The sequence below is a fragment of the Psychromonas sp. MME2 genome (assembly GCF_040566515.1).
Taxonomy (GTDB): domain Bacteria; phylum Pseudomonadota; class Gammaproteobacteria; order Enterobacterales; family Psychromonadaceae; genus Psychromonas.
On sequence record NZ_JBEWXI010000007.1, the window covers coordinates 105,718 to 131,691 of the forward strand.

The following is a 25,974-nucleotide window of genomic DNA, read 5'->3' on the forward strand; positions in this document are numbered from 1 at the left end:
TGCTTATTTGTTGTGGTGAATGGCAAATAGGGCGACATTATGACAACAGAGATTAAGCAAACAGATTCAGGCGTGTTAGAGCAGGAGCAATTTTCTGGCGAACTCAAACAACTACGCGCACAGGCAAATTATATGGGGCAACTATATAATGAGCTTCCCTCTGGATTGATTGTTATTGATGGAAACGGTGTTGTTGAGCAAGCTAATCGAGTTGCTGTTTCATTATTAGGTGAGCCTTTACAGGGGCAGCTTTGGCGTCATATTATTGATTGTTCCTTTGCGCCTAAAAATGATGATGGTCACGAAATATCGCTTAAAAATGGTCGCCGTATTCAATTATCTATCTCTTCATTGGAAGGTCGCCCCGGCCAGCTGATCCTGTTAACCGATCTTACCGATACCCGTTTATTACAGGAGCACGTTGCAAAATTACAACGCCTTTCTTCCTTGGGTAAAATGGTGGCATCGTTAGCACATCAAATTCGTACACCTCTGTCTGCTGCCATGTTATATGGTGCGAATCTAGCCAATAAAACTTTAACGGAAAATTCACGCGCCCGTTTTCAGGGTAAACTGATGAATCGTTTACAAGACCTTGAAACACAGGTCAATGACATGTTGTTATTCGCCCGCAGTGGTGAGCAAAAAGTGGTTGAAGAAGTCTCCCTCGGTGCTCTGTTAGAAGAGGTTGAAAATGCAAGTGAAACGCTTTTATCGCAGGTTGATGGGCATCTACAATGTCGATTACCAGATCCCGATCTATTAATTATGGCTAACAAAACTGCGCTTTCTAGTGCCATTACTAATTTAATTTCTAATGCAGTGGAAGCGACTGGCGAAGGGGTTAAGCTCTATATTTCTACGGCACGCAGAGGTAGCGATCAAGTTGAAATAGCGGTGATGGATAACGGTCCTGGCATTGAAAAAGAAAAAATTGCTAAAGTAATGGAAGCCTTTTATACCACCAAATCTCAAGGGACTGGGTTAGGCTTAGCGGTTGTACAATCTGTCGCACAGGCGCATAAAGGCAGTGTGGAAGTAAAATCTGAATTCGGTAAGGGTAGCTGTTTTACTTTGGTGTTACCTTTATATCGCGTAGGTGAATATCGATCTGCTGCGGGTAGTGTGCAAATGAATCATGCGATTGGAGGCTAGAATGTTGCAAGGGAAATTATTAGTTGTCGAAGATGACGCAGGCTTAAGAGAAGCATTAATTGATACCTTATTATTAGCAGGATATAACTGTGATGAAGTGAATAGCGCGGAAGCTGCGTTGCTTGCCTTAGGTAAATCGCAATATGATTTAGTGATCAGTGATATTCAAATGGGCGGCATGTCGGGTTTAACCCTATTACAAAATATTAAAGAGAAATACCCTAGTCTGCCTGTGTTATTAATGACCGCCTATGCCAATATCGACGATGCCGTAAATGCCATGCGTGATGGCGCGATAGATTATTTAGCCAAGCCATTTTCTCCGGAAGTGTTATTAAATCAAGTTAGCCGTTATGCGCCCGTGCATAAGGTTGAATCTCGCACCCCGATTTACGGTGATCCTAGTACTGAAAAATTATTTGTCATGGCTGAACGTGTTGCAGCCAGTGATGCATCGGTGATGATCACTGGCCCCAGCGGTTCAGGCAAAGAGGTGTTATCTCGTTATTTACATGATAAATCAGCGCGTTGCGATGAATCCTTTGTTGCCATAAACTGTGCGGCCATTCCTGAAACTATGCTTGAATCGACGCTTTTTGGGTATGAAAAAGGAGCCTTTACTGGCGCGATACAAGCTTGTCCCGGCAAATTTGAACAAGCACAAAATGGCACTATTTTGCTCGATGAAATTACAGAAATGCCGCTCGATTTACAGGTTAAATTACTGCGTGTTTTACAAGAACGTGAAGTGGAGCGTCTTGGCTCTCGAAAAACCATTAAATTAAATATTCGCGTGATAGCGACCAGTAACCGAGATCTTAAAAAAGCGGTAGTAAATGGCACTTTCCGTGAGGATTTATATTACCGTTTGAATGTTTTTCCATTACAGTGGTTGCCATTAGCAAAACGTAAAGGTGATATTTTACCGATTGCGGAACATCTGTTAATGCGTCATGCACTAGATCAATCTCAGCCTATTCCAACCTTATCAGACGCCGCAAAAGCGCAGCTATTAGCTTACGCTTGGCCGGGTAATGTTCGTGAACTGGATAATGTCATGCAACGCGCTTTAATTTTATCTGATGGTGAAATCATTACTGAGTCGGCATTGATATTAGAAGACATGCATTTCCAAGATATGATGGAGCAGAGTGAGCAAACTTCTCTTTCTGATATCGGCCATGATGAAAATGGCGAGGATGATAACGCTGAATTTAGTGAACTGGGTAAGGGGCTGAAAGATCAAGAGCAGAAAATTATTTTAGAAGCGCTGCATAGTTGTAGAGGAAAACGTAAAGATGTTGCCGAATTACTCGGTATTAGTCCACGAACGCTTCGCTATAAAATAGCGCGTATGAAAGATCAGGGGGTGGTTTTACCTGCATAACCCGATTCTATTTAGCCTCATGATATGATAAAGATGAGGCTAAATGGTTGATAGGTAAATACTTTTCTTAATCCATTTGACAATCTGCCAATGCATTACGCACAAAGCCTTGATGTTGCTTTAGTTTTGCCGTTGCAGTTTCGGCATTAAGCCCCGACAAGATCATTAAGATAGCCGTTTTACAGTGACTATTCGTTTGTTTAAGTGCTTCGATGGCGTGCTGTTCTGTACAACCCGTTGCTTCGATAACGATATTAATTTGCCGTTGTACTAACTTCTCATTGCTTGCCTGTACATCAACCATTAAATTAGAAAATACCTTGCCAGAGCGGATCATCGCCGCCGTTGTCAACATATTAAGGACCAGTTTTTGTGCCGTACCCGCCTTCATTCGCGATGAACCTGTGACAACCTCGGGGCCGACCTGTGGGGTAATATTAATATTTGCTAATTTTGTCATTGGGCTATTAACATTACAGCTTAATGAAATCACCGTTGCAGAAAGTGAAAGCGCATGCTGCATTGCACCGATAACATAGGGGGTGCGACCACTCGCGGCAATACCAACAAGAATATCTTGTGCTTGGAAGTGGATTGATTGTAAATCTTTTTTTCCTAATTCAATGTTGTCTTCTGCATTTTCGACCGCCTTTAAAATGGCGGCATGACCACCGGCTATTAATCCCATGACTAATGAGGAATCGCTACCAAAGGTTGGTGGGCATTCGCTTGCATCTAAAATACCTAATCGACCCGATGTCCCTGCGCCACAATAGATTAACCGTCCCCCTGCTTGAAAGGCGTTAACGATAGCATCAACGGCTTGGGTTATTTCCGGTAAGGTTTGTGCTACCGCCAAGGGAACCGTTTGATCTTCATTATTAATGACAGTGAGGATTTCTAATGTGGAAAGTGTATCTATGTCGGCACTGTTTTGATTGCGTTTTTCTGTACCAAGTTGGCTTAAGTCTATTTTCATGGTTTTCTTCTCTTAAATTGTCCTCCTATACCCATTATACCTCATGTTACGTCTTGCTCTGGTATCCGAGCTAGCGCCTGACAAAGCATCTGGAGATAACATGGGTATATATTAACGTAAAAAGAGATAGCCACCAACAGCCGATAGATGGCAAAAAAAAGTGATATAATAAGATTGCAAATAATAACAATTATCATTAAGATTAAAGGTAGCTGATAACTATTATTATTTAACTGGATCTAAAATGAAAAAACTACTACTTAGTACTTCGCTATTTACCGCTTTAACCACTTCTGTCATTGCCGATGAAGTTAATATTTACTCATTCCGTCAGCCTTTTTTGATTGACCCTATTTTGGCTAAATTTACCGAACAAACGGGTATTAAGGTGAATCTGTTATTTGCTAAGGATGGGCTGGTCGAACGTATCAAGCGAGAAGGCGTTTTATCGCCTGCTGATATCGTATTAACCGCCGATTTTAACCGCTTAATGGCATTAAATGAGGCACAGCTAACCCAAGCAGTGGATAGTAAAGTGCTCAATGAAAATATCCCTAGCTATTACCGTGACACTAACAATCAGTGGTTTGCGCTTAGTACGCGTGTGCGTAATATCTACTCCTCTTCTGAACGTGTTGGGCCTGTACCAAATATCACTTATCAAGATTTAGCAACACCCGCTTTTAAAGGAAAAGTCTGTATGCGCTCAGGTAAACATCCCTATAATGTCTCATTAATTGCGTCAATGATTGCCCATGACGGCGAAGCAAATACTAAAACTTGGTTAGAAGGGCTAAAAGCCAACCTTGCGCGTAAGCCACAGGGAAATGATCGCGCCCAAGTGAAAGCGGTTAAAGATGGTGTCTGTGACTATGCGCTAGGTAATAACTATTACTTAGGTAAAATGTTAGAAGATCCGAAGCAAGTGAGCTGGGCTGAAGCGGTTAGTATCAATTTCCCTAACCAAAAAACAACCGGCGAACATGTTAATGCAACGGGCGTTGTATTGGTAAAATATGCGCCAAATAAAAATAATGCTATAAAATTGATGGAATTTTTGTCAACGGATGCTGCTCAACAAATGTATGCTGAAGGTAATTATGAATATCCCGTAAAAGAGGGTGTACAACCTTCTAAATTGGTTGCATCATGGGGCACCTTTACAGCGGATAAACTACCGCTTTCTGATCTTGCCAAGTACCATGCAACGGCAATTAAGTTACTGGATGAAGTTAAATTTGACCTCTAATATTTATAAGTTACTGCCTTTGGCAGTAACTACTCTTTTATTTGTTCCTATTTTAGCGCTTGTTATAAGCGCTTTTTCTATTGATGATAGTGGTAGTTTTACACATCTTATTGATACCGTCTTAATGGATTATAGTATCAATACCTTGTTGCTTATTGTTGCTGTGATTTGTTTCAGTTTTATCTTTGCGATGCCCGTGGCTTGGTTTATTGCTTGCTGTGATTTTCCTGGTCGAACTATTTTGCAATGGGCTTTAATGTTACCCTTGGCACTTCCTCCCTACATCGTCGCCATCGTTTATACGGATTTATTAGATTATTCGGGGCCTGTGCAACAGCTGTTACGTTCAATGATGGGCTGGCAGCAAATGTCCGATTACTATTTTCCCGATATTCGTACTCTTTTCGGTGCCGCAGTTATTTTGAGTTTGGCACTCTATCCTTATCTTTATCTTTTGTTGCGTGGTGCATTTTTAGGCCAATCTGGAGGATTGTTTCAGGCTGCACGAAGTTTAGGGCTATCCCCTGTACAGGCGTTTTTTCGAGTCTCTTTACCGCTTTCCCGATCGGCTCTGGCGGTAGGCATCTCTTTAATCGCGATGGAAACATTAGGCGATTTTGCCACGGTCAATTATTTTGCGGTGAGCACCTTGACCACTGCCGTTTATGATACTTGGTTACAGCTAGGTAGCTTGACGACCGCTGCTAAAATATCCTCTTTAATGCTGCTAATTTTAGTGATTTTAATTAGTTTGGAGAATTATAGCCGCCGTAAGCAGAAAATTTACCAACGCAGTGGTGCAACTTATACTGAGCTCCGTTTTAAATTAACGGGTTGGAAAAAATGGAGCGTCATGGGCTACGCATGGTTGTTGCTTTTTTGTGCCTTTATTCTGCCGTTGGCAATACTTTGTTACTATGCTTGGCACTATTTTGCTGAATCCTTAACGGATGAGTTATGGCGTTATACGCAGAATAGTTTTTACTTAGCGATGATTGTTGCAACCATTGCCTTAATCATTGCATTGGTGGTTAATTTTTATCAACGTTTATCGCCCGGTTTTGCGGCTAAGAGTTGTATCCGTTTATCGTCATTGGGGTATGCTGTACCGGAACGGTTGTCGCTATTGCGGTGTTAATACCTTTTACAAAAGTTGATTTATGGCTGAATGAGTTGCTTGTTAACTATGGTTTTTCTCAAATTGGGCTGTTTTTTTCTGGATCGCTATTCATTTTGGTGGTCGGTTATCTGGTGCGTTTTAGTGCAATTGCCGTGGGCAGTATTGACAGTAGTTTGGCGCAAGTATCGCCATCACTAGACCAAGCATCACGCTCACTTGGACAAAGTGCAGCGCAAACTATTCGCCGTATTAACTTGCCCTTGATTAGAAAAGGGATGTTAACGGCATTTATTTTAGTGTTGATTGAAGCAATGAAAGAGCTACCTACGGCACTATTATTGCGACCATTTAACTTTGAAACACTGGCCACTTATGTTTATCAGTTTGTCTCCGATGAGATGATTGAGTATGCGGCACTGCCTGCATTGCTGATCGTGTTAATGGGATTATTACCTTTTATTATTGTCAATCGTTTATTGGAGAAAAGCTCTTAATGCCTTCATTAGTTGTTCAGCAATTAAGCTGTTTTTATCAATCTAACCAAGTTTTACAATCGCTTGATTTAGCCCTTAATAATAACGAAATTATCTGTTTATTAGGTGAGAGTGGATGTGGCAAAACAACCTTGCTAAAAGCCGTTGCTGGTTTGCAAACAGAGCTGCAGGGGAGAATTGAAATTAATGGTAAAGTCGTTAATGATGACGGCATTACTTTACCGCCAGAACAGCGCAAAATTGGTTTTATTTTTCAAGACTATGCACTTTTTCCACACCTTAATGTTGCTGATAATGTAGCATTTTCGTTAAGCAAGCTGCCTAAAGAAGAGCAACAAAAGCGGGTCGATGAGGTGCTCGCCTTAGTGCAATTGAGTAATTATGCACAGCGTTTTCCGCATCAATTATCAGGGGGGCAGCAGCAGCGTGTTGCCATCGCTCGCGCCTTAGCCTATCAACCGCAACTAATGTTACTCGATGAACCCTTTTCTAATTTGGATCACAATGTTCGTTTTCAATTGATCCATGAGATTAGAGATATTCTTAAGGCGCAGGCAATGAGCGCCTTATTTGTCACCCATTCAAAGGAAGAAGGCTTTGCCTTTGCCGATAAAATCGCCTTAATGCAGGCAGGCAAAATCGTGCAGATTGGCACAGCAAAAGATTTATATAGCCACCCAAAATCGAAGTATGTTGCCGACTTCATGGGCGAGAGTAATTATCTTCAGGTAGTAGTCGAAGATAAATATAGCTATCAATCTGACCTTGGTTTGCTCACTAGTAACAGTTTAATAGATGCTCCCATTGGCGCCATGTTTAGTTTACTGTTACGTCCAGAGCAGATTGCCATTGCACGGGATATTGAAGGGCAAGGTCAGGTTAAACAAGTTGAATTTTTAGGTGCATACCAGCAAATAAGAGTTGTCTATCGTGGTCATGATTACTGCATTAAACAGGCCAATTATTTGGGGGATTGTCTACAATTTTCGGTCGGTGACAAGGTGTCACTGAGCGTGTTAAGCCATGACTTTGTTATTTTAAATTGATTACAACTTTTTGTTGTTGCAATGAAAATGAGCCCCTCTGTTATCTCGTTCAAGTAATACCAATTCCGGTAAGTATGTGATTTAAATTTTGCGCAGGAAAAACAGCTTAATTCAAGGCGTAATTTGACGTAAATGGTTATTTCCTTTGCGAAAATTACAACGCAGCAGCAAGTTGTTTTAACCAGTAAAATAGATTAGCTATTTATCGGAATTGGTATAATACCAATCCGCATAATGATCACCATTTAATTAAGCGGATTGGTCGCATGATAAAGTTAATTATTATCCATCAGGGGTGTAGATTTTGTTCAAGAAAATCGATCAAAGTATGCCAAGATTTTTTATCTGCCACTTCTTGATACCTTTCAGAGCCGAACACCGTAAAGGCGTGTGGAGCACCAGAATAAATTTGAATTTCATAATTAGCCTTTACCGCTTCAAGTTGTACACCCAACTCTGCTACCTCAGTTAATGGGATTCCACTATCTGCACCGCCATGGGCGACAAAAATTGGCGCTGTTAGCTTATTGTAGTTTTGCCCATCGGGTGTTGTTAATCCTCCATGAAAAGTAGCATAACCTTTCACCGCTGGCGCTTCTCCAGATCGAGCAAGCTCTAACACCGCAGCTCCACCAAAGCAGTAACCCATCACCACCATCTCATCTTGGCTCAATTTTTTCGATTCATTGATGCCGGCGAAAATTAAACGGCGCATTTTATCGCGATCATTATATAACTTGCCGGTTTCCTCTTTTTTGGCTTGCGTTTCTACGGGACGGTTTCCCTTTCCATAGAGATCAGCGGCAAAGGTGTTATAACCGAGTTTTGCGAGCATATCTGCACGTTTTATTTCGTACTCAGTTAAGCCATCCCAGTCATGAATGAGCAGTACACTGCCTTTTGCTGTTCCCTGCGCTTTAGCAAAATATCCTTGGTAATCTTTGCCATCTAATTGATAAATAACCTGTTGCGCTGCAACGGGGAAACTCATTAATAATGCTAATCCTAAACCTATTGCTTTCATACCTAATCACCTCATCAGTTATACATTTACTTTAGCAGCGGATTGTTGAAATTGCTGTTAAAAAAAGTATCAGAAGCTTGCCGCTGAGCCATTTCATTGCTTATAGTTAACCCAATAATTATCTATTCTAGCCATAAATGGCCGAGTGTGACTCTGGTCGCATATGTTTGTGATAATTGCTTTTTATTTCATTGATATCAAACATTTGCGTTATAATTACCTGTTTCAGCGTGCTTTAATTTTGTTAGTTGCTGTGCTGTAGTGGTTATTGTTGTTATTAAATCATTCAACAAATACCTACAATAAAAATAATATGGTAAATCTATAGGTATAAATATGCGACATTGTTTCTTTTATTATATTTCAATACTATTGTTGTTTAGTCTATCAAGCCCCGCAAGTGCCATTAATAATGTGCTATTCATTCACTCTTATCATGGTGAACATGGTTGGACCAGTTTTTTAAAGCAGGGGTTTAATGATGCTTTTAAAGACGATAATGATACCCGTCTATTTCATGAGTATATGGATGCCAAGCGATTCCCCAATCCAAAAGAGGAATTTCGTTCGTTGTTTATCAACTATCTCCGCGATAAATACAAAAATACCGTCATTGATGTTTTAGTTATCTCTGATGATGCAGCTCTTAGTTTAATTCGAGCCAATCGTTCTCGTTTTTTTCCTGAAGTGCCGATTGTTTTCTTAGGCATAAACCGCGTATCAGAGGAGTTAGTCAATGAGCCTAACATGACAGGGGTTTTTGAAAATAGAGATATTGGTCAAACGTTGATAGATATAAAAAATCACACTGGGCAAAACCACGTGGTGGTGATAACAGATCAATCCGAGGCTGGAAAAGCAAATGTTTGGAAAATTGAACAAGTCAAAAACCACCCTGAATCACCGGCAAAAGTCACCATTATTGATGATTTGAAAGACACGACTATTACAGCATCTTTTCAGGGGATTGGTGAAAAAATTCCCGTGTTATTAATCGGGCAGTTAGTCAGCCCAGCGCTTAATGATGCTTTATTAAGCTGGAATGATGGTGTAAAGGCGGTGACTGATCGTATAACTAACCCCGTATATACCATTGCTATTACAACATTAGATTATGGAGTGGTTGGTGCGCACGAGCTAGATGGGCGGCAACATGCAGCAAGAGCTGCTTTAATGATTAAGCAGCTTTTAGCTGGTGTAAGTATCTCCGATATTCCAGCGATAACGAAAGCCAAGAGCCGTTGGATTTTTAATTGGGAAAATCTTAAAAATTATCACCATTTATCAACAATGCCCTTGCCGTTAAACAGTGAACTTATTAATCAGGAGCGAACTTTTTATCAGCAGTATAAATTGATTGTGTGGTTGGTCGGCATTGCATTTATTGTCTTTATTATCGTGATTATTCTATTAACGGAAATTATTCGTCGCGGGATACATAATCGCCGTATTCTATTGGAAAATGAAACGCGGTATAAAGATTTAGCCCATGCTGGTGCGAATATTTTTTGGGAAACAAATGTAGACAATTGTATTAGTTATCTATCTGGTGATGCAAAACTTGCTTTTGGTATTGATAGCCAGCAGATGATTGGAAATAGAATTGATTTGCTATTTGAAAATAAGAAAGTATTTGACTTTCCTTGGGCTGATTACAACCTAGCGTTGGCCCGCAAGGTAGCTTTGGATAATCTTATTTTTAAAGTCAAATCTGCTGACCATGACGTTAAGGTATTTATGGTTAAAGGTAAACCTTTGTTTAATGATAAATTTCAATATTTAGGCTATCGAGGTATTTACAAAGAAGTTACACATGAGCTAAAACTATCTCAACAACTTGCCTATCAAGCTGATTATGATTCATTAACAAATTTAATTAATCGCAGTAATTTTAATCGAAAATTAAAAGAAGTGGTGAAAGAGCAGTCAGGGGATAAAGTGACTGCCTTTGTCTGTTTTCTTGATTTAGACCATTTTAAACTGGTTAATGATACTGCCGGACACCTAATTGGTGATGCTATGCTTGCCGAAGTGGCGCAGGTAATTGCGAATGCAATAGGGGATACAGATACTTTAGGGCGACTTGGTGGTGATGAATTCGGTTTGATTATTAAAGCGCAACAACCTGTTGAAGTGCAATCCATCTGTGAAATGATTATTCGAAATGTATCGAATTATAAATACCATTGGAATGATCGTTATTTTGATGTGGGAGTGAGCATTGGCGCTGTACCCATTTGTAAAGGCTTAACGGCTACCGAACTCCTAAGTAAAGCGGACCTTTCTTGTTATAAAGCGAAGGATTTAGGCCGCGGTAGGGTTTATATTGCTGATTCTTCTGGGGCTAACTTATATGCAGATGAATTACAGATGGGGTATATTGCTAATGTGAGTCAAGTGATTGAGCAGAAAAGGTTTTATCTTGCTAAACAGTTGATTAAACCATTGGATAATAGCACGGGGGATGCCCCTCATTATGAGATATTAATACGTTATTGTGATAGAAATGGTGATATGGTGCCACCAGGGGTATTTATTCCCGCAGCAGAAAAACATGGTGTCATTGGTCTTATAGATAATTGGGTATTAACAACTATTTTTGAACGCTATCAACAGTTTTTTCCTGATCAAAATACCACTGTTTCGATTAATTTGTCTGGCATTAGTTTAAGTAATCAAGAGTTTTTTAACAACGTACTGCAGTTGGTAAGGAACTCTTCGATTGAACCACAAAAAATCTGCTTTGAAATCACAGAAACCGCGATTATATCGCAATTATCACAAGCTTTAGAGTTTATTCATGAAATGAAGGGATTGGGTATCAAGTTTGCTTTAGATGATTTTGGTAGCGGTGTATCTTCCTTTGGGTACCTTAAAAATTTGCCCGTAGATTATTTAAAAATTGATGGGAGCCTTGTTAAAAATATAGTGACTGAAAAAACGGATCTTGCAATTGTTCGTTCAATTAATGACATCGCACATATGATGAATATAAAAACAATCGCAGAATTTGTAGAAAATCAAGAAATATGTGACCTGCTTGAGGAGATTGGGGTTGATTATGTGCAGGGGTATGGAATAGAAAAACCGGTAAAATGTTAACGTGATACCAATTCGCATAATATGATGGGCATAGCTTGTTGAGGAAAAATGATGTAACGCTGTTTTCTATTTTTTTAACCAATAAGATAGAGCAGATGCTGATGTGAATTGCGATGCCCATGGTACTGCAATAGAGAAAAAGTCTGAGCTACTACAAATAAATAAGGGGGATAATTTTTATCGCCCCCTTTATTTTATTCATCGCTTTAATTAATTGATACGGAACTATTGTGCATATTCGTTTAACATAGCACTAAGGCACTTCAGTTCAATACATGCTATTGTTGAATTTTCAGCATGTCGATATAAATCTTCAGTATCACTTTATCAGTCCGTGATGAAAAAAATAATTAATTGAATTTCATAAATTATGAGTTTTCGTGCTTTTTATTTAATATTATCAGGCTGAAAAGATATACTACACTGTCTTGTTAGGTTTTATCAAATTATGGAATACAAATGAAAAATTTAACGATTACCATTGCTCTTTCGTCAATATTCTTGTTTTCCTGTGGTGGCTCTGACGGAGATAGTGCTACTGAAACGTCAAAAAGTGACCCTATAGCAAAGTTATCTAATACATATTGGGAAAAAGAATGCTCTCCTTATAATAAATTATCGCGCGACGAGTTAAAAGAAGCTTGGAATGTCAAGATTAAGCTAAGCATAGATTCTTCGTTGAGATCCACTTATCGAACTAATAGTATTTTCATCCAACAGATACTGAATGTGACTCAATGATGTTTGATACTTTAGATATCTCGAAATTTGAAATTACAGGTAAAGTAATAAGTGAAGAAAGTATAGAAGCTAATGGTCTAAATGAAATTTTTATTTATAATTCAGGTAATCGAGATTTCTCTCCGAATTACACTTTAATTTATATTGATAGTGAAAAATTATATTTTGGTCAAAAGTCTGGTTCAAACCTTGGCGAAACGGTTGAAACAAGACATTCATCCATATCTCTTGATAATAATTTCACTCAAATTATAAATTAAAAACCTATCTATTTTACTGGTTAAAATAACTTACTTTTTTGTTGTAAGTTTCGCAAAGGGAACAACCATTTGCGTCAACTTACGTCTCAAATTAAGCCATTTTTCCTGCGCAAAATTTACATCACATACTTAATCCGATTGGTATTATACATTTACTTTAGCAGCGGATTGTTCCAATTGCTGTAAATAATAATCAAACATTGTTATCTCAATGCATTGCAAAAGTCGTTTATATTTACGTTTTGAATAGGAAAAAGATCACTGCAGTTGAAAAGTTAAATTATCAATTTACTATCAATTAAATGTGAGTTATTCTATTTTTCTATATAACTAGGGAGGTAATAAGAAATTCTACAACCTCACTGTCTTAAAAAAGGAGCTTTTGTGTTAAAGCAAACGGAAATGTGTTTTTGTAAATCATGCGCAGCAAGTACACACCATATTTTGGTGTTAGTGAGGAAGCCCAATCCTTTTAAAAACGTGAAAAACCGTAAGAGAAAGGAATTCATTGCAGGCTTAATTAAAGGGTTGATGGTCGGCCCTTTTATTGCTGCAATGGATGATTTTCTAGACACCTTATATGTGAAAAGTGTGGAACAACAACAATCGATGACTAATGAAGTGAATTAGTTCATTAATTGAGAAGCGTTATAGCAATTCGCATGATTGAGTAATAGCGCTATTACGATGGAATGCAACGTTGTTATCTATTATTTTAACCAACAAGATAGATCAGATGCTTATGCGGATTGGTATTAGTATTGCCTTTTACGTTGTTGCAGAAGGGTAAACTTGCCCGTGAAATGAATCCACAGAGCAAGCAAGGTCGTTTGGGAGAGCCTTATATTTCAGGGCTTAGTTCAGCTATTAGCTGCGCTTTTAAGCGAATCTCTTGCTCTTCGGTTAATGCGTTGCCATCCAACGTTGAAACAATAAATAGATCCTCTGCTCGTTCACCAATGGTGGTGATTTTGGCGGTATCAAGTACTAAACCACTACAACGAAACACCTCTCCAATATTGGCTAATATACCCGGTGCATCAAAGGCAACTAATTCAATTTGTGTGCGTTTGCGACGCGTTGGTAGGAAGGTGATTTCGGGTTCAAATTTAAACTTCCTTTTAACCCGTGCTAAGCGAGTTTGTTGCATATTGACCTTTTCAGGGGCAATGAGTGCCATTTCTATCGCCTCTTTAAGACGCTGTATTTTATCGGGATCGATGTGTTCGCCATCTTGTTCTAGCACGGTAAATGTACTTAATGAAAAGTCGTCACGGCTGGAGAGTATTTTTGCATCATGGACACTGAGCTTTTTGTTATCAATTTCAGTCACCACTGAGGAAAAGAGTGATGGCATATCCTTATGATAAACAAAGACTTCCGTTGCACCACGTTCATTTTGATCACTAATTAGCACCATTGGTTGGCTATGGTCTTGATGTTTTAATAAATTGACCGTATGCCAAGTGATTTGCGCTGATTTGTAGCGGAAAAAATAGTACAGGTTAAAGCGTTTCCAGAGTGGTTTTACCTCCTCCTCTGTTATGCCGTATGTAGCTAGTAAGCCTAAGGTTTTTTGTTTTCGATCACGAATACGGTCGCGAATATCCGGTGGGTTTTCCAATCCTCTTCGTAACATTTTTAAGGTGCTGTAGTATAAATCACGTAATAGGGTGCCTTTCCAGCTATTCCATGTCTCTTCATTGGTGGCACAGATGTCAGCAACGGTTAAACAAAAGAGATAGTTTAGCTGTTTTTCATCGCGAACGACGGTTGCAAATTCAACAATCACACGTGGATCACTGATATCTCGGCGTTGAGCTGTGACAGACATAATAAGATGATGAGCCACTAACCAAGCGACAAATTTACTTTCATGGCGATTGAGCCCATGTAATTCACAGAATGCCAGTGCATCCATTGCACCAAGTGTGGAGTGATCGCCCTTTTGCCCTTTGGCGATATCGTGAAAAATGGCGGCTAAAAAGAGCAGCTCGGGTTTTTCTAAATAGTGATAAATTTCATTGGCAAGCGGATGTATCTCTTTGCTTTCAGGGTAGTTATAGATATTTTCAATCAGTTTATGGGTATGCTCATCGACGGTGTAAGCGTGAAATAGGTCAAACTGCATTTGCCCAACAATACGACTCCACTGTGGAATATAAGCAGCGAGTACGCCATGTTCATACATTAGCGTAAAAGCGCGGCCCATTCCTTTGGGGTGTTTGATGATGCGCATAAAAATGGTGCGGCATTCAGGGATATTTTGTAACCATTGTGTCAAACAGCGTCTTGCTTCACGTAATTTACGCATGGTCGGTGAATAGATCCCCTTGATACGAGGATCTTCTGCAACATGCAAAAACAACTGTAAAATAGATTCAGGTTGGTCATTGAACAATGATGGGGTGGTTAACTCAATCATGTCACCACGCAGTTGAAAGTGGTTATCAATTTGTTCACTCTGTTTTTCAATATTGCTGCCTAAAATAGCTTCATCAAAATATTGTAGTAACATTTCATTAAGCTCTTTAACGCGGCGAATGGTTTGATAAAACGCCTTCATCATCTGCTCAATCGCTTGATTAAATTTTCCGGTATAGCCCAAGAAAGTGGCTACATCATTTTGAAAATCAAACAGAAGGCGATTATCAGGCCGATTGGTGACGGTGTGTATGGCAAAACGAATCGACCAAAGCTGTCTTTGGCAATCAACTAACTCGCGATATTCACCTTGGGTTATATAATCGTAACTGGTTAACTCTAATAAACTTTGTGCATTAAAGTGGCGTTTGGCTATCCAAGCAATAGTTTGAATATCGCGCATGCCACCGCAACCATTTTTAATGTCGGGCTCTAAGCTATAGCCATCACCACGACAGTTGCAATGACGCGTTTTTTGCTCTTCACGTTTCACGGTGAAAAATCGATCTGATGGCCAAAAGTTTTTATTTTCAACAAGTTCGGTGAGTTTATCAAAGACGTTTTGATTTCCTTTGATATAGCGCGCTTCGATCATACTCGTGGCAACGGTGATATCTGCTTGCCCCTGTTCAACGCAGTCTTTTAAGCTGCGTACACTGTGTCCGATATCAAGTTTAAGATCCCATAGTAGTGTGATGAAGTCGCTTATTTTATTTTCTGTCTCTTTATCAAGCTTCTCTTTAAAGAGAATTAATATGTCGATATCAGATTTTGGATGCAACTCACCACGCCCATAACCTCCGACGGCGATCAGGGTTAAATCATAGAGTTCATTGAGTGCAAAATGGTCCCATAATCGAATCAGTAGTTGATCAATATAATTAGCACGGCAAGCGACGATTTCAGTAATATCCTGTTGCGCTTTGAAACAGTCAATCTGCCATTGTTGAAATTGTTTGAGGTTGTTTTTTAAATAGCTAAGGGTAAGTTTATCGTCACTGATATTAGCAGGGGAGAGTGTCTCAAAATCCATATTTTCCTCGATACCACATAGGCAAGTCACCGCTATTGAGCAATAGCGGTATAGTCATACTGTTATATTTAGTCGTGATTAATAATACGTTGGATAGTTTCTTCTGGGCGAAGTGTGAGAATTTCACAACCCGTTTCTGTTACTAATAGCGTATGTTCCCACTGTGCAGAGAGTTTTTTATCTTTGGTGACAACGGTCCACTCATCTCTTAGTACTTTACAGGCTTTATTACCTGCATTAATCATAGGTTCAATGGTAAAACATTGACCTGCTTTGATGACATCACCAGTACCCGCTTTGCCGTAATGTAAAACCTGTGGCTCTTCGTGAAAACCTGCGCCAATACCATGGCCACAATATTCTCGAACCACGGAGTAGTTGTGTTTTTCGGCATGTTTTTGGATAGCAGAACCAATATCTCCTAGTCTTGCGCCAGGTTTAACTAGATTAATGCCAATATATAAACATTCTTGAGCAACGCGAATTAAACGCTCCGCTAAAATAGTCGCTTTCCCCACAACAAACATTTGTGATGTATCGCCGTGATAGCCATCTTTGATGACGGTGATATCGACATTGACAATATCACCTTCTTTGAGCGGTTTATCATTAGGGATTCCATGACAAACCACATAGTTGAGAGAGGTACAGATTGATTTTGGAAAACCATGGTAGTTAAGTGGTGCAGGAATCGCTTGTTGTTCATTGACAATAAAATCATGACAACGTTTGTCTAATTCATTGGTCGTCACCCCTTTTTGAATAAAAGGTGCGATCATTGTTAGTACATCTGCAGCAAGTTGCCCTGCAATGCGCATTTTTTCGATCTCTTCCGCCGTTTTAATGATTCCAGCCATCTATCTCTACTCTATTTTGTTGTATGAATCTTGAAAGGATAACTATAAAGAATTTATCACCATGAAGCCAGTGAAGTTAGACCATTTTATTGTTAGGGAAATAGCGGTGTGATTTTCCTGTGGCAGGCGAAGAGATGTTAGTAAGGCTTGCTTCCTTGCTAACATCTCAATCTATTCTTGATTATGATTCTACCTTTGTTATCGCGCCAGCTTCAGGGCAGATAGCGATACAGCGCGGTGTTGCTAAGTCTTGGCACTCACTGCATAAAGTTGCATTAATGCTAAAGATATTATTGGTCTGACTGATTGCCTCTTCAGGGCAGACCGTTTCACAGGCGTAACAAGAAAAACATTTTTTACCAATTTGTAGGGCCATATTACGCTTCCTTACAGAGTTGTTGTTGCCATTTCTTTTGTGCTAGTTGTTTATATTTAGAGAATAGAGTCGGTAGTACCTCTGGCACAGCATGATAGGCGTAATCGACGTCCACTAGGATGTTAGCCTCTGTTAAAGCCTGTTGTGGATCAGTGCCAATACGGCAACATAATAACAGAGTGACACCATGCAATGCTTTGATGGCGTTGCTTAAGCTGTCGTTATGGCCTGAGATACTATTATCATCACACTCATCACTGCCCGAACAGTAGCGTTTAATGCGCCGTTCGCCAAGATAGTGTTGTTCATTTTCCGTGATCAGGTATAACTTAAAGCAATCGGTATGGCCGAAATGTAAATTGATTTGTTCGCTATTTTCACTGGCGATGGCAACAATAAATGAAGCTTGTTTTTCGGAGGCGCCTTTACTGGCGATCGCCGATTGAAAACGGCTACGAGCAAGCATGGTTTCACTGTAATCGGCAGGGGTATCCTGTAGATCTTTAACCTGAAACTCACTGCTTCGATCTTCACCTAACATGCCAACTGCGTCGGCACGACATTGTTGACAATGTTTCATCTGTTGTACGTTACCGCCCGATGCTTCACGCACCGCTTCTAGCTCAGCTTCTAGTGGCTCTCTTTGCCCCGTGAGGCCAAAATGGGTGCCATGTTCGGGTTTGCTAATTAGAGGCATAATGTTATGTAGAAAAACATTGTTACGTCTTAACTCTCTACTGAGTTCGGGTAGATGGGCATTATTGATCCCCGGTATTAATACTGAGTTTACTTTGGTTAAGATGCCGGCTTTAGAGAGTGCTTGCAGGCCCTCCATCTGCCGTTGTATGAGCATTCTTCCCGCCTCAACTCCCTCATAACGTTTGCCATCGAGATAAATCCATTTGTAGATTTGTGCGGCAATGACCTCATCTAATGCATTAATAGTGACAGTAACGTGATCCACACCAAGTCTTAATAATTCATCAACATGCTCACTTAAGGCCAAGCCATTTGTCGATATGCAAAGCTTGATGTCGGGCATCGCCTCGCGGATCAAGGCTAATGTACTTAAGGTACGCACTGGATTTGCAAGGGGATCGCCCGGCCCGGCGATACCAATAACCGAGAGCTGTGGGATTGCCTTGGCAACGGCTTGTGCTTTTAATAATGCCTGTTCAGGCGTCAGTAATTCAGAGACGACGCCGGGGCGAGATTCATTGGCGCAGTCATATTTGCGATTACAGTAATTACACTGAATATTACAGGCGGGGGCGACGGCCAAATGCATTCGTGCATATTTATGGTGGGCATTATTTGAATAGCAGGGGTGTTGCGATACTTTCTGCAACTGATGCAAAGCCATTGACGAACTACTATCCGCCGATTGTGCTAGTTTAATATCAGAGCTAAGTAGATCACTCTCACATTTCGTTTTACAGCTTGGACGGCTATTGTGTTTTGTGTCCGTTTTCATCTCTTTATTTATTTTATCCATAATATTGCCTACCTAGAAAGAATGATTACTAGCTAAATTGCAATCTTTGTACCATTACACGCTGTTGATTCAAGTTGTTGATAAATAGTGGTTTATTTTTCTTGAAAGGTTTTTGTAATAAATTTATGAGTAGTTAGGTGGTGTTATAGAAGACAATTGTAGGAAAATTTACATAATCCATTTTAATCCCTCATTTTGTATTATTTACGTTGTGTACCATAACCGACAAAGCTCACATAAGCCTGTTGTATGTCATCATTCTTTTCTGTTTTGATTTTCTTAAGTTCTTGAATTTTAAGGTTGTTTTGTTTGGTCTGAGTTTTGCAATTAGTTAATGCAATATGGAATTGATTATTTGAGAGGTGTATATGTGGAACTATTCAGAAACAGTAAAAGAATCATTTTTTTAATCCAAGAAATGCCAAAGCATTAAGTGATGCCAATGGTATTGGTGATGTTGGCTCTATTAGTTGTGGTGATGCATTACGCTTAACAATAAAAGTAAATGAAGAGACAGATATTATTGAAGATGCCGGTTTCCAAACCTTTGGTTGTGGTAGTGCGATTGCATCTTCATCGGCATTAACAGAACTGATTATTGGTAAAACCGTTGCGCAAGCAGAGCAAGTGACCAACCAAGAGATTGTTGATTACCTCGGTGGCTTACCAGCGGAAAAAATGCACTGTTCGGTGATGGGACAAGAAGCGCTAGAAGCGGCGATTGCTAACTACCGTGGTATCGAATTAAAGGCTGATGATCATGAAGAGGGCAAATTGATTTGTCGCTGTTTTGCCGTCGATGAAGGAAAAATAACCAGAGCCGTTGAAAAACATGCGCTGACTACTATTGATGATGTCATCAACTATACCAAAGCGGGCGGAGCTTGTACGGGGTGCCATGAAAAAATAGAACGGGTAATTGATGCTGTGATGGCAAAAAAACAGGGCACATGCCCATCGGCAACGGGTCATGTTGCAGCGCCAATGGTAGATATAGTGCCGCAAAAAATGGACTCACTGACGCAAAAAGTCCAGGAAATTATCACTAACTTACGCCCCTATTTACAGGTCGATGGGGGGGGATATGAGTTTGGTGGATGCCAGTGAGAATTTAATAACAGTGAGTCTATCTGGTGCTTGTACGGGCTGCATGATGACGGATATCACCCTCGGTTGGTTACAGGATCAAATCAGTGAAAAATTAGGTTTTGCCGTTCCCGTTGTTAACCAAGAGCCGCTCACGCATGAACCGCAAGAGTTGCAAGATCTTGCGCACTTAGCACATGTAAGTTAGAAGAGGATGCCAATATGAAACAAATTTATTTAGATAATAATGCAACGACTAAAGTGGATGCGATGGCACTCGAAGCAATGTTACCGCTATTCACCGAGCAGTTTGGTAATCCCTCTTCTATCCATAGTTTTGGCGATAAAGTGGGCGCTCAGCTTAAAATAGCGCGTCGCCGAGTTGCCGATTTAATTGGTGCTTTACATGAAACAGAGGTGATTTTCACCTCCTGTGCAACGGAATCAACGACAACGGCAATCTATTCAGCTTTAAAAGCAAATCCCAATAAAAAAGAGATCATCACCAGCGTAGTTGAACATCCAGCCACCTTGGAAGTGTGTGAACAACTTGCCCTTGAGGGATACACCATTCATTGGTTGAAGGTAGATAAAAAAGGGCGCTTAGATTTAGACCAGTATCAAAAATTGCTTGGCGATAACACCGCGTTAGTGACTGTCATGTGGGCGAATAATGAAACGGGGACACTCTTTCCTATTTTGGAAATGGCGGCAATGGCAAAAGAGAAAGGGATTTTATTTCATACCGATGCGGTACAAGCTGTTGGTAAAGTACCCGTTGAAGTGCAGGATTCGGGCATTGATATGCTCTCCTTTTCAGGCCATAAACTCCATGCACCAAAGGGTATAGGGGCACTTTATGTACGTCGTGGCGTACGCTATCGCCCACTGCTACGTGGGGGGCATCAGGAACGTGGACGCCGCGCTGGCACTGAGAATACGGCGGCTATTGTGGCATTCGGAGTGGCGGCGGAACAGGCTGAATTGCATCTAGAGACGATTAATAGTCGAGTGAGAACACTGCGCGATAAGTTGGAAACGGGCATATTAGCCAGCGTTGACCACGCTTTCGTGACTGGCGACCCCGATAATCGTACCGCTAATACGGCGAATATCGCCTTTGAATATGTTGAAGGTGAAGCTATTTTAATGCTGCTCAATCAATATGGTATTGCTGCATCGAGTGGCAGTGCTTGTACCTCTGGATCATTGGAGCCCTCACATGTGATGCAGGCGATGTCCATTCCATTTACAGCGGCCCATGGCACTATCCGTTTCTCTCTTTCTCGATATACCACGGAGCGAGATATCGACCGAGTGATTGAGGTGGTGCCATCTATTATCGATAAGCTGCGCCTATTGTCTCCTTACTGGCAAGATGGAAAGCCAGTGGTAATAGAAGCATTTGAACCCGCATTTGCCTAAAAGGTGATACTTATGGTCACGATAAACGATACAACCCTACGCGATGGCGAACAAACTGCAGGTGTCTCCTTTACGCTGCAAGAGAAAGTTAACCTAGCTAAAATGCTGGTGGCATCAGGTGTGACTCATTTAGAAGTGGGCATTCCTGCGATGGGAGAAGAGGAGTGTTTGACCATAGCCGCAATTCGCCAAGCATTACCCGATGCTACATTGATGGCGTGGTGTCGATTGAACAAAGCCGAGATTAAACGTGCTGCCGAGCTGCAACTTGATTGGATAGATATTTCCATTCCCAGCTCTGATCAGATGATTAAGCATAAACTGCATAGTAATAAGAGGCTGCTATTAGAGCGTCTGCAGGCAAGTATTCACTATGCTATTTCACTTGGATTACAAGTGTGTATTGGCTGCGAAGATGCATCACGGGCGGATATCCATTTTTTAATTGAAATAGGAATTGTCGGACATCGTGCTGGCGCGAGACGTTTACGTTATGCCGACACATTGGGGATATTAGAACCCTTCACAACCTATGAACAAATTAACTTATTAACGCAAGCCCAACCTTTAGAGATTGAAATTCATTGTCATGATGACCTTGGTCTAGCAACGGCCAATACTTTAGCTGCGATAAAAGCGGGCGCTGCTTTTGCTAATACCACGGTTGTTGGTTTGGGTGAGCGAGCAGGTAATGCAGCATTAGAAGAAGTGGTGACCGCTTTAGAGCAATGTTACCGGAAGTCGACTGGAATTCGCTTAGATTGTCTGCCTGCGCTTTGCCAAGCAGTTTCTGCAGCGGCAGGGCGTACCATTGGGCTGCAAAAAAGTTTAGTGGGTGAGCAAGTATTTACCCACGAATCGGGAATACACGTTGATGGCCTGCTTAAGGATATCCGCAATTATCAAGGTGTTGATCCTCAACTACTAGGGCGAAATCATAAGCTAGTTTTGGGTAAACATTCTGGGCTAGGTGCGGTACTAGCGGTATTTGAAGGTGTTGGCGTGACATTGAATAAAGTGCAAGCAGGGCGCTTGCTTGGGGCGGTAAAGGAATTTGCTATTCGTTGTAAGCGAAACCCATCGGATCAAGAATTACTGACCATCAGAGATACGATATTAACGACTGAGTAGGAAGGGAAGCGATTATGCAAGCAAAATTTGATTATGGTGACAAAGTCCGTGTTATCAGAAACATAAGAAATGACGGCACTTTTATGGGAAGTGATCGCGGTACATTATTGATCCGCCGAGGCAGTGTGGGGTATATAAAAGGAGTGGGGAAATTTTTGCAGGATCAGGTTATTTATCAAGTCCACTTTATGGAGCAAGGAGTGAGCGTCGGTTGTCGAGAATCGGAGCTTGCCGATGTCAAAGCGCCTTGGAGTGAACGGCTATTTGAACGGGGTGATAGCATTATTTCGTTAAAATCATTAACAAGTAAAGGCGAAGTGGTGGTGATGGCTGGGGATAGTGGCACTGTTATAGGATTAGATAGTGAGCAAAAGCCTTTGCAGTACCGCGTCTCTTTTCGCCGAGCTAATGGACTAGAGACAAACACTTGGTTGATACCGGAGACAGTTTTACAGCTTAGTGAAAACGATTCTGTGGTGACGCAGACATTAATGATGGAGAGCAAATCATGTGCGCCAATGTGAAAAATAATAGTCGTGTTTGTTTACCTTATCAACGCATTAAATTGGCCTATCATCAATTTCAAGTCGGCCCTGAATCGCTTGATGAAAGCAGCTCTGCGACAATCCAGAAGCAAGCCGAAGCCGCAGAAAAATTAATAACCTTGGTGTTGAAAAGCGATGTTGCAAAGGATTACAAAGTGCGAGATAAAGAGGTGGACTTTGTGGTTGAGACGCTACAGGAGCAATTTGACAACAGAGAAAGTTATCAGTTGTCACTGCAGCTACAAGGATTAAGTGAACAACAATTACGCCAAGCTATTTCTCAAGATTTACTTTGCGAAAAGGTACTCGATGCACAGAGTCGAGATTACCCAGCTGCGACCGAGCAGGAGGCGATAAATTATTATCAAAATAATAGTGACAAATTTAGCTATCCAGAGCGACGTAAGGCGAGTCATATCTTGATCACTATTAATGATCAATTTCCTGAAAATAGAAGAGCCGCAGTGATGTTAAAAATAACGGATATACGCGCTCAATTAATGAATAATCTCGGAGAATTCGCAACCATTGCCTTAAGTGAGTCAGAGTGTCCGACGGCATTAAATAATGGTTTAATTGGAACAGTGAGTCGTGGGCAACTCTATCCTGAATTGGATAAGGTGCTTTTTTTGATGCAAGAGGAGACTATCAGTAGCATCGTTGAGACGGAAATCGGCCTCCATCTTTTACTCTGTCATGAAATTATTCCAGCCAGCCGTCAATCACAAGATGATGCCGTTCCCATTATTCAGGCGCAAATTAATGCACACAGACGTAAAAAGTGTGAGAGAAAATGGCTGAGTAGTTTGCTTGTTACCGCCTAGTTATACCAATTCCGATAAATAGCTAATCTATTTTACTGGTTAAAACAACTTACTGCTGCGTTGTAATTTTCGCAAAGGGAATAACCATTTACGTCAAATTACGCCTTGAATTAAGCTGTTTTTCCTACGCAAAATTTAGATCACATACTTACCGGAATTGGTATTAATTAATGCTTTATCTGTGTTAGAGAGTGCGGAGATAAGTCCGCATCTCCTTTTATATTTTTTGCTCTTTTTCCATCTCAATTTGCAGTATTTGCGTACTGGTTAAAATCGCTCTAGTCAGTTTGTTATGATCCTTTGAGCACATAGTTAAATTGCCAACGGATGAGCCTGTCCCTTCACGACGATATACTGTCTGTCCCTCTTTTAACTTAAGTGAAAAATGTTTTGTAAGGGGATGATTAACAATATCATCAATACCCGATATGTTTTTAACGATCCCTTTTCCGGGGTGAATGACCCAGTTCGCGGCGTAATATTTTTTAGTTTGAGTAATCCGCTGTAAAGGCTCTTTTAGGTAGCTGCGAATAAAGAGATCCCAGGGATTAAAATCATAGGCGAGTTCAATCAACTCCATTAGCCCACCTCCCGGTGGCCTTGCATTGACTTCTCCTAACCATAATTCACTGTCACTATAATAAAATTCAATGTGTAACATACCCTGTTTAAAATTAAAGGTCGTGGCAACATCATGACAAAGTGTTAATAACTTATCGCTCAACGCTTGGGGGAATTTAGCGGGTAAAAAATTCAGTTTTGATGCGATCAAGTAATTTGTTACATTACTAAAAATGATATTACCATTGTGTAGAATTAATTCGACACTGCACTCTTTTAAATCACAAAAGGGTTCAATGCCAACACCGCCGTAGTCGGCTCTTTCTAGCATTGTTGTTACGACCCGGCGAAGAGTCGCTCTATCTTTTATAATGCGAAACCCACGGCTACCTGAAGAGGCTAACGCTTTTACTACTAGTGGATAGGTATATTGTTGTGCAATATGTAATGCTTGTTCAACACTTTTTACCTCGACCGTTGGCCAACAGGGGAGACCAGCATGTTTAAAGCGTTTCTTCATTTTCGATTTAATTAATGCGTCTCTGGCACTGTTAACATCTTGCCCGTCAATAGAAAAATATTCACGTAATTGTGCCGCGGGTAAAACCCCTTGCTCCGTGGCTGCAATGATTGCGAGCGGATGGTTATCTGCTAAAAGCGGTAGTGTGTTTGATAAAATTTCTTGAAAAGGTGCTCTTAAGGAAATAGCAAGATGTTGATCTGCCTTGGCCAATACTCGCTTGGGAGTAGTCGGTTCGGCAATTAATAAGACCTTTAGGTTAAGTGCTAATGCCGCTTCTAAAGCGGCGCTACGACCACCAATTAATATAATCCAGTTAGACACAGCGGATCTCCAAATATCGCCATGATTGAAAGATCGCAAAATGCCAGAGTTGTGTTAATAAGTCGAGCTAATAATGAAAAATTAATCTGTTTTTATGCGCGCATTTGCATTGTTATTTTGTATGTCATTATTCGGTTTATTTTATAGAGAAAAGCAGGACAGTTATCTATCCTGCTTTATTAACTATTTTATAGAAGATTAGTTGCCATTATGCACCGCCAGGTTCACCAGTAAATTTCACCAAAATATCTTCATCGGTGACAATAGCCTGACAGGCTAAGCGAAATTTTGGTGGCATATCGGCGACCGATGCGCGTTGTGCATCCTTTTCAGATAGTTTACCAATATTTTTAAGGCCCTCGCGTTCTTTGTCGGTTAACATTGCGCCTTTGATATGATCTCCATCAAGGTGAGTGACCTCCACCAAGCAAGAGCCGCACCGACCGTCTTTACATTCATGGGGAATGTTAACGCCATTTTCTTCAGCAAGCCCAAGTAGAGCATCGCGTTTACCGACAATGGGGGTCACTTTTTTATTTTTACGCATGATGGGGGATGAAAAGTAGACTGTAGCCATATTATGTTTCCTTTTTATTATGAATAATTGCGCAGTATCAATGTCATCTTTCTCAGTGAAATGAGTTAAGTCAATTGATAGAGAGGAGATTTGCAATTCATAAGCCATAAGGAAGTAAAATTATTGATCTGCATAAGTGTTTTTTTGAGCGGGTTTTCTTTTTTGCTGGTGTGGTTTTTCTTTTTAATATCATGTTGTTATGTTTTTTGTCTGCTGTTTTTTTTTACATCCATTAGTCG

General features: G+C 40.5%; 22 protein-coding genes and 1 pseudogene. 15 read left to right on the plus strand and 8 right to left on the minus strand.

Features of this window, described 5'->3' with window-relative positions; genetic code table 11:
- Positions 1-39: 39 nt before the first annotated feature.
- On the plus strand, positions 40-1,155 hold the full coding sequence (locus AB1A03_RS07505; protein ID WP_354624036.1) for a sensor histidine kinase: 1,116 nt from the start codon (positions 40-42) through the stop codon (positions 1,153-1,155).
- 1 nt (position 1,156) lies between these two features.
- Positions 1,157-2,542 carry a sigma-54-dependent transcriptional regulator gene (locus AB1A03_RS07510; RefSeq protein ID WP_354624038.1) on the plus strand — a complete coding sequence of 462 codons (1,386 nt, stop codon included), beginning with the start codon at positions 1,157-1,159 and terminating at the stop codon, positions 2,540-2,542.
- Between the two features lie 67 nt (positions 2,543-2,609).
- On the opposite strand, the gene murQ is transcribed toward AB1A03_RS07510, so the two are convergent.
- Positions 2,610-3,521: an N-acetylmuramic acid 6-phosphate etherase gene (gene murQ / locus AB1A03_RS07515; RefSeq protein WP_354624039.1), complete on the minus strand. Its 912-nt coding sequence runs from the start codon at positions 3,519-3,521 to the stop codon at positions 2,610-2,612.
- 244 nt (positions 3,522-3,765) lie between these two features.
- Between murQ and AB1A03_RS07520 the strand changes: the two genes are divergently transcribed.
- The 3 genes and pseudogenes from AB1A03_RS07520 to AB1A03_RS07535 all read left to right on the plus strand — a co-directional run bounded on the left by AB1A03_RS07520 (position 3,766) and on the right by AB1A03_RS07535 (position 7,430).
- Positions 3,766-4,770: a Fe(3+) ABC transporter substrate-binding protein gene (locus tag AB1A03_RS07520; protein WP_354624040.1), complete on the plus strand. Its 1,005-nt coding sequence runs from the start codon at positions 3,766-3,768 to the stop codon at positions 4,768-4,770.
- Positions 4,748-6,384: pseudogene (locus tag AB1A03_RS07525) on the plus strand (ABC transporter permease). The gene AB1A03_RS07520 and the pseudogene AB1A03_RS07525 overlap by 23 nt, the downstream one beginning before the upstream one ends.
- On the plus strand, positions 6,384-7,430 hold the full coding sequence (locus AB1A03_RS07535) for an ABC transporter ATP-binding protein (RefSeq protein WP_354624043.1): 1,047 nt from the start codon (positions 6,384-6,386) through the stop codon (positions 7,428-7,430). Before AB1A03_RS07525 ends, AB1A03_RS07535 begins: the two are co-directional and overlap by 1 nt.
- Before the next feature lie 289 nt (positions 7,431-7,719).
- Here the strand turns inward: AB1A03_RS07535 and AB1A03_RS07540 are convergent, their stop codons facing one another.
- The gene (locus AB1A03_RS07540) at positions 7,720-8,454 is read right to left on the minus strand and encodes a dienelactone hydrolase family protein (protein ID WP_354624044.1); all 735 of its coding nucleotides are present in this window, start codon (positions 8,452-8,454) and stop codon (positions 7,720-7,722) included.
- Positions 8,455-8,790: 336 nt separating this feature from the next.
- On the opposite strand from AB1A03_RS07540, the gene AB1A03_RS07545 reads away from it, so the two are divergent.
- The 4 genes from AB1A03_RS07545 (at position 8,791) to AB1A03_RS07560 (ending at position 13,187) form a co-directional block, all read left to right on the plus strand.
- Positions 8,791-11,556 carry an EAL domain-containing protein gene (locus tag AB1A03_RS07545; RefSeq protein ID WP_354624045.1) on the plus strand — a complete coding sequence of 922 codons (2,766 nt, stop codon included), beginning with the start codon at positions 8,791-8,793 and terminating at the stop codon, positions 11,554-11,556.
- A 459-nt stretch (positions 11,557-12,015) separates the two neighbouring features.
- Positions 12,016-12,297, plus strand: a complete 282-nt coding sequence (locus tag AB1A03_RS07550; protein ID WP_354624046.1) for a hypothetical protein — start codon at positions 12,016-12,018, stop codon at positions 12,295-12,297.
- Positions 12,294-12,557: a hypothetical protein gene (locus AB1A03_RS07555; protein WP_354624047.1), complete on the plus strand. Its 264-nt coding sequence runs from the start codon at positions 12,294-12,296 to the stop codon at positions 12,555-12,557. Before AB1A03_RS07550 ends, AB1A03_RS07555 begins: the two co-directional genes overlap by 4 nt.
- 384 nt (positions 12,558-12,941) lie before the next feature.
- Positions 12,942-13,187 (plus strand): hypothetical protein, encoded by a 246-nt coding sequence (locus AB1A03_RS07560; protein WP_354624048.1) that lies wholly within the window; start codon positions 12,942-12,944, stop codon positions 13,185-13,187.
- Between the two features lie 211 nt (positions 13,188-13,398).
- Here the strand turns inward: AB1A03_RS07560 and glnD are convergent, their stop codons facing one another.
- The 4 genes from glnD to nifB all read right to left on the minus strand — a co-directional run bounded on the left by glnD (position 13,399) and on the right by nifB (position 18,742).
- Complete coding sequence (gene glnD, locus AB1A03_RS07565; protein ID WP_354624049.1) at positions 13,399-16,014, minus strand: [protein-PII] uridylyltransferase; 2,616 nt, start codon at positions 16,012-16,014, stop codon at positions 13,399-13,401.
- A 68-nt stretch (positions 16,015-16,082) separates the two neighbouring features.
- Positions 16,083-16,871 carry a type I methionyl aminopeptidase gene (gene map, locus AB1A03_RS07570; RefSeq protein ID WP_354624050.1) on the minus strand — a complete coding sequence of 263 codons (789 nt, stop codon included), beginning with the start codon at positions 16,869-16,871 and terminating at the stop codon, positions 16,083-16,085.
- Positions 16,872-17,052: 181 nt separating this feature from the next.
- Complete coding sequence (locus tag AB1A03_RS07575; protein WP_354624051.1) at positions 17,053-17,247, minus strand: 4Fe-4S binding protein; 195 nt, start codon at positions 17,245-17,247, stop codon at positions 17,053-17,055.
- A 1-nt stretch (position 17,248) separates the two neighbouring features.
- Complete coding sequence (gene nifB / locus AB1A03_RS07580; protein WP_354624052.1) at positions 17,249-18,742, minus strand: nitrogenase cofactor biosynthesis protein NifB; 1,494 nt, start codon at positions 18,740-18,742, stop codon at positions 17,249-17,251.
- A 447-nt stretch (positions 18,743-19,189) separates the two neighbouring features.
- On the opposite strand from nifB, the gene nifU reads away from it, so the two are divergent.
- Genes nifU through nifM form a run of 6 tightly spaced genes read left to right on the plus strand, consistent with a single transcriptional unit; the run spans position 19,190 to position 23,753 of the window.
- Complete coding sequence (nifU, locus tag AB1A03_RS07585; protein ID WP_354624191.1) at positions 19,190-19,849, plus strand: Fe-S cluster assembly protein NifU; 660 nt, start codon at positions 19,190-19,192, stop codon at positions 19,847-19,849.
- Positions 19,827-20,036 (plus strand): NifU family protein, encoded by a 210-nt coding sequence (locus tag AB1A03_RS07590; RefSeq protein WP_354624053.1) that lies wholly within the window; start codon positions 19,827-19,829, stop codon positions 20,034-20,036. The genes nifU and AB1A03_RS07590 overlap by 23 nt, the downstream gene beginning before the upstream one ends.
- 14 nt (positions 20,037-20,050) lie before the next feature.
- Complete coding sequence (nifS, locus tag AB1A03_RS07595) at positions 20,051-21,253, plus strand: cysteine desulfurase NifS (RefSeq protein WP_354624054.1); 1,203 nt, start codon at positions 20,051-20,053, stop codon at positions 21,251-21,253.
- Positions 21,254-21,265: 12 nt separating this feature from the next.
- Positions 21,266-22,384 carry a homocitrate synthase gene (nifV, locus tag AB1A03_RS07600; protein WP_354624055.1) on the plus strand — a complete coding sequence of 373 codons (1,119 nt, stop codon included), beginning with the start codon at positions 21,266-21,268 and terminating at the stop codon, positions 22,382-22,384.
- Positions 22,385-22,398: 14 nt separating this feature from the next.
- A complete protein-coding gene (locus tag AB1A03_RS07605) occupies positions 22,399-22,908 on the plus strand; it encodes a nitrogen fixation protein NifZ (RefSeq protein ID WP_354624056.1) in 510 nt (169 codons plus the stop codon).
- Positions 22,893-23,753, plus strand: a complete 861-nt coding sequence (gene nifM / locus AB1A03_RS07610; protein ID WP_354624057.1) for a nitrogen fixation protein NifM — start codon at positions 22,893-22,895, stop codon at positions 23,751-23,753. The genes AB1A03_RS07605 and nifM overlap by 16 nt, the downstream gene beginning before the upstream one ends.
- Positions 23,754-23,970: 217 nt before the next feature.
- Here the strand turns inward: nifM and AB1A03_RS07615 are convergent, their stop codons facing one another.
- The gene (locus tag AB1A03_RS07615; RefSeq protein WP_354624058.1) at positions 23,971-25,158 is read right to left on the minus strand and encodes an ATP-grasp domain-containing protein; all 1,188 of its coding nucleotides are present in this window, start codon (positions 25,156-25,158) and stop codon (positions 23,971-23,973) included.
- A gap of 208 nt (positions 25,159-25,366) precedes the next feature.
- Entirely contained in the window at positions 25,367-25,735 is a 369-nt protein-coding gene (locus AB1A03_RS07620; RefSeq protein WP_354624059.1) for a 2Fe-2S iron-sulfur cluster-binding protein, read from the minus strand.
- Positions 25,736-25,974: the final 239 nt, after the last annotated feature.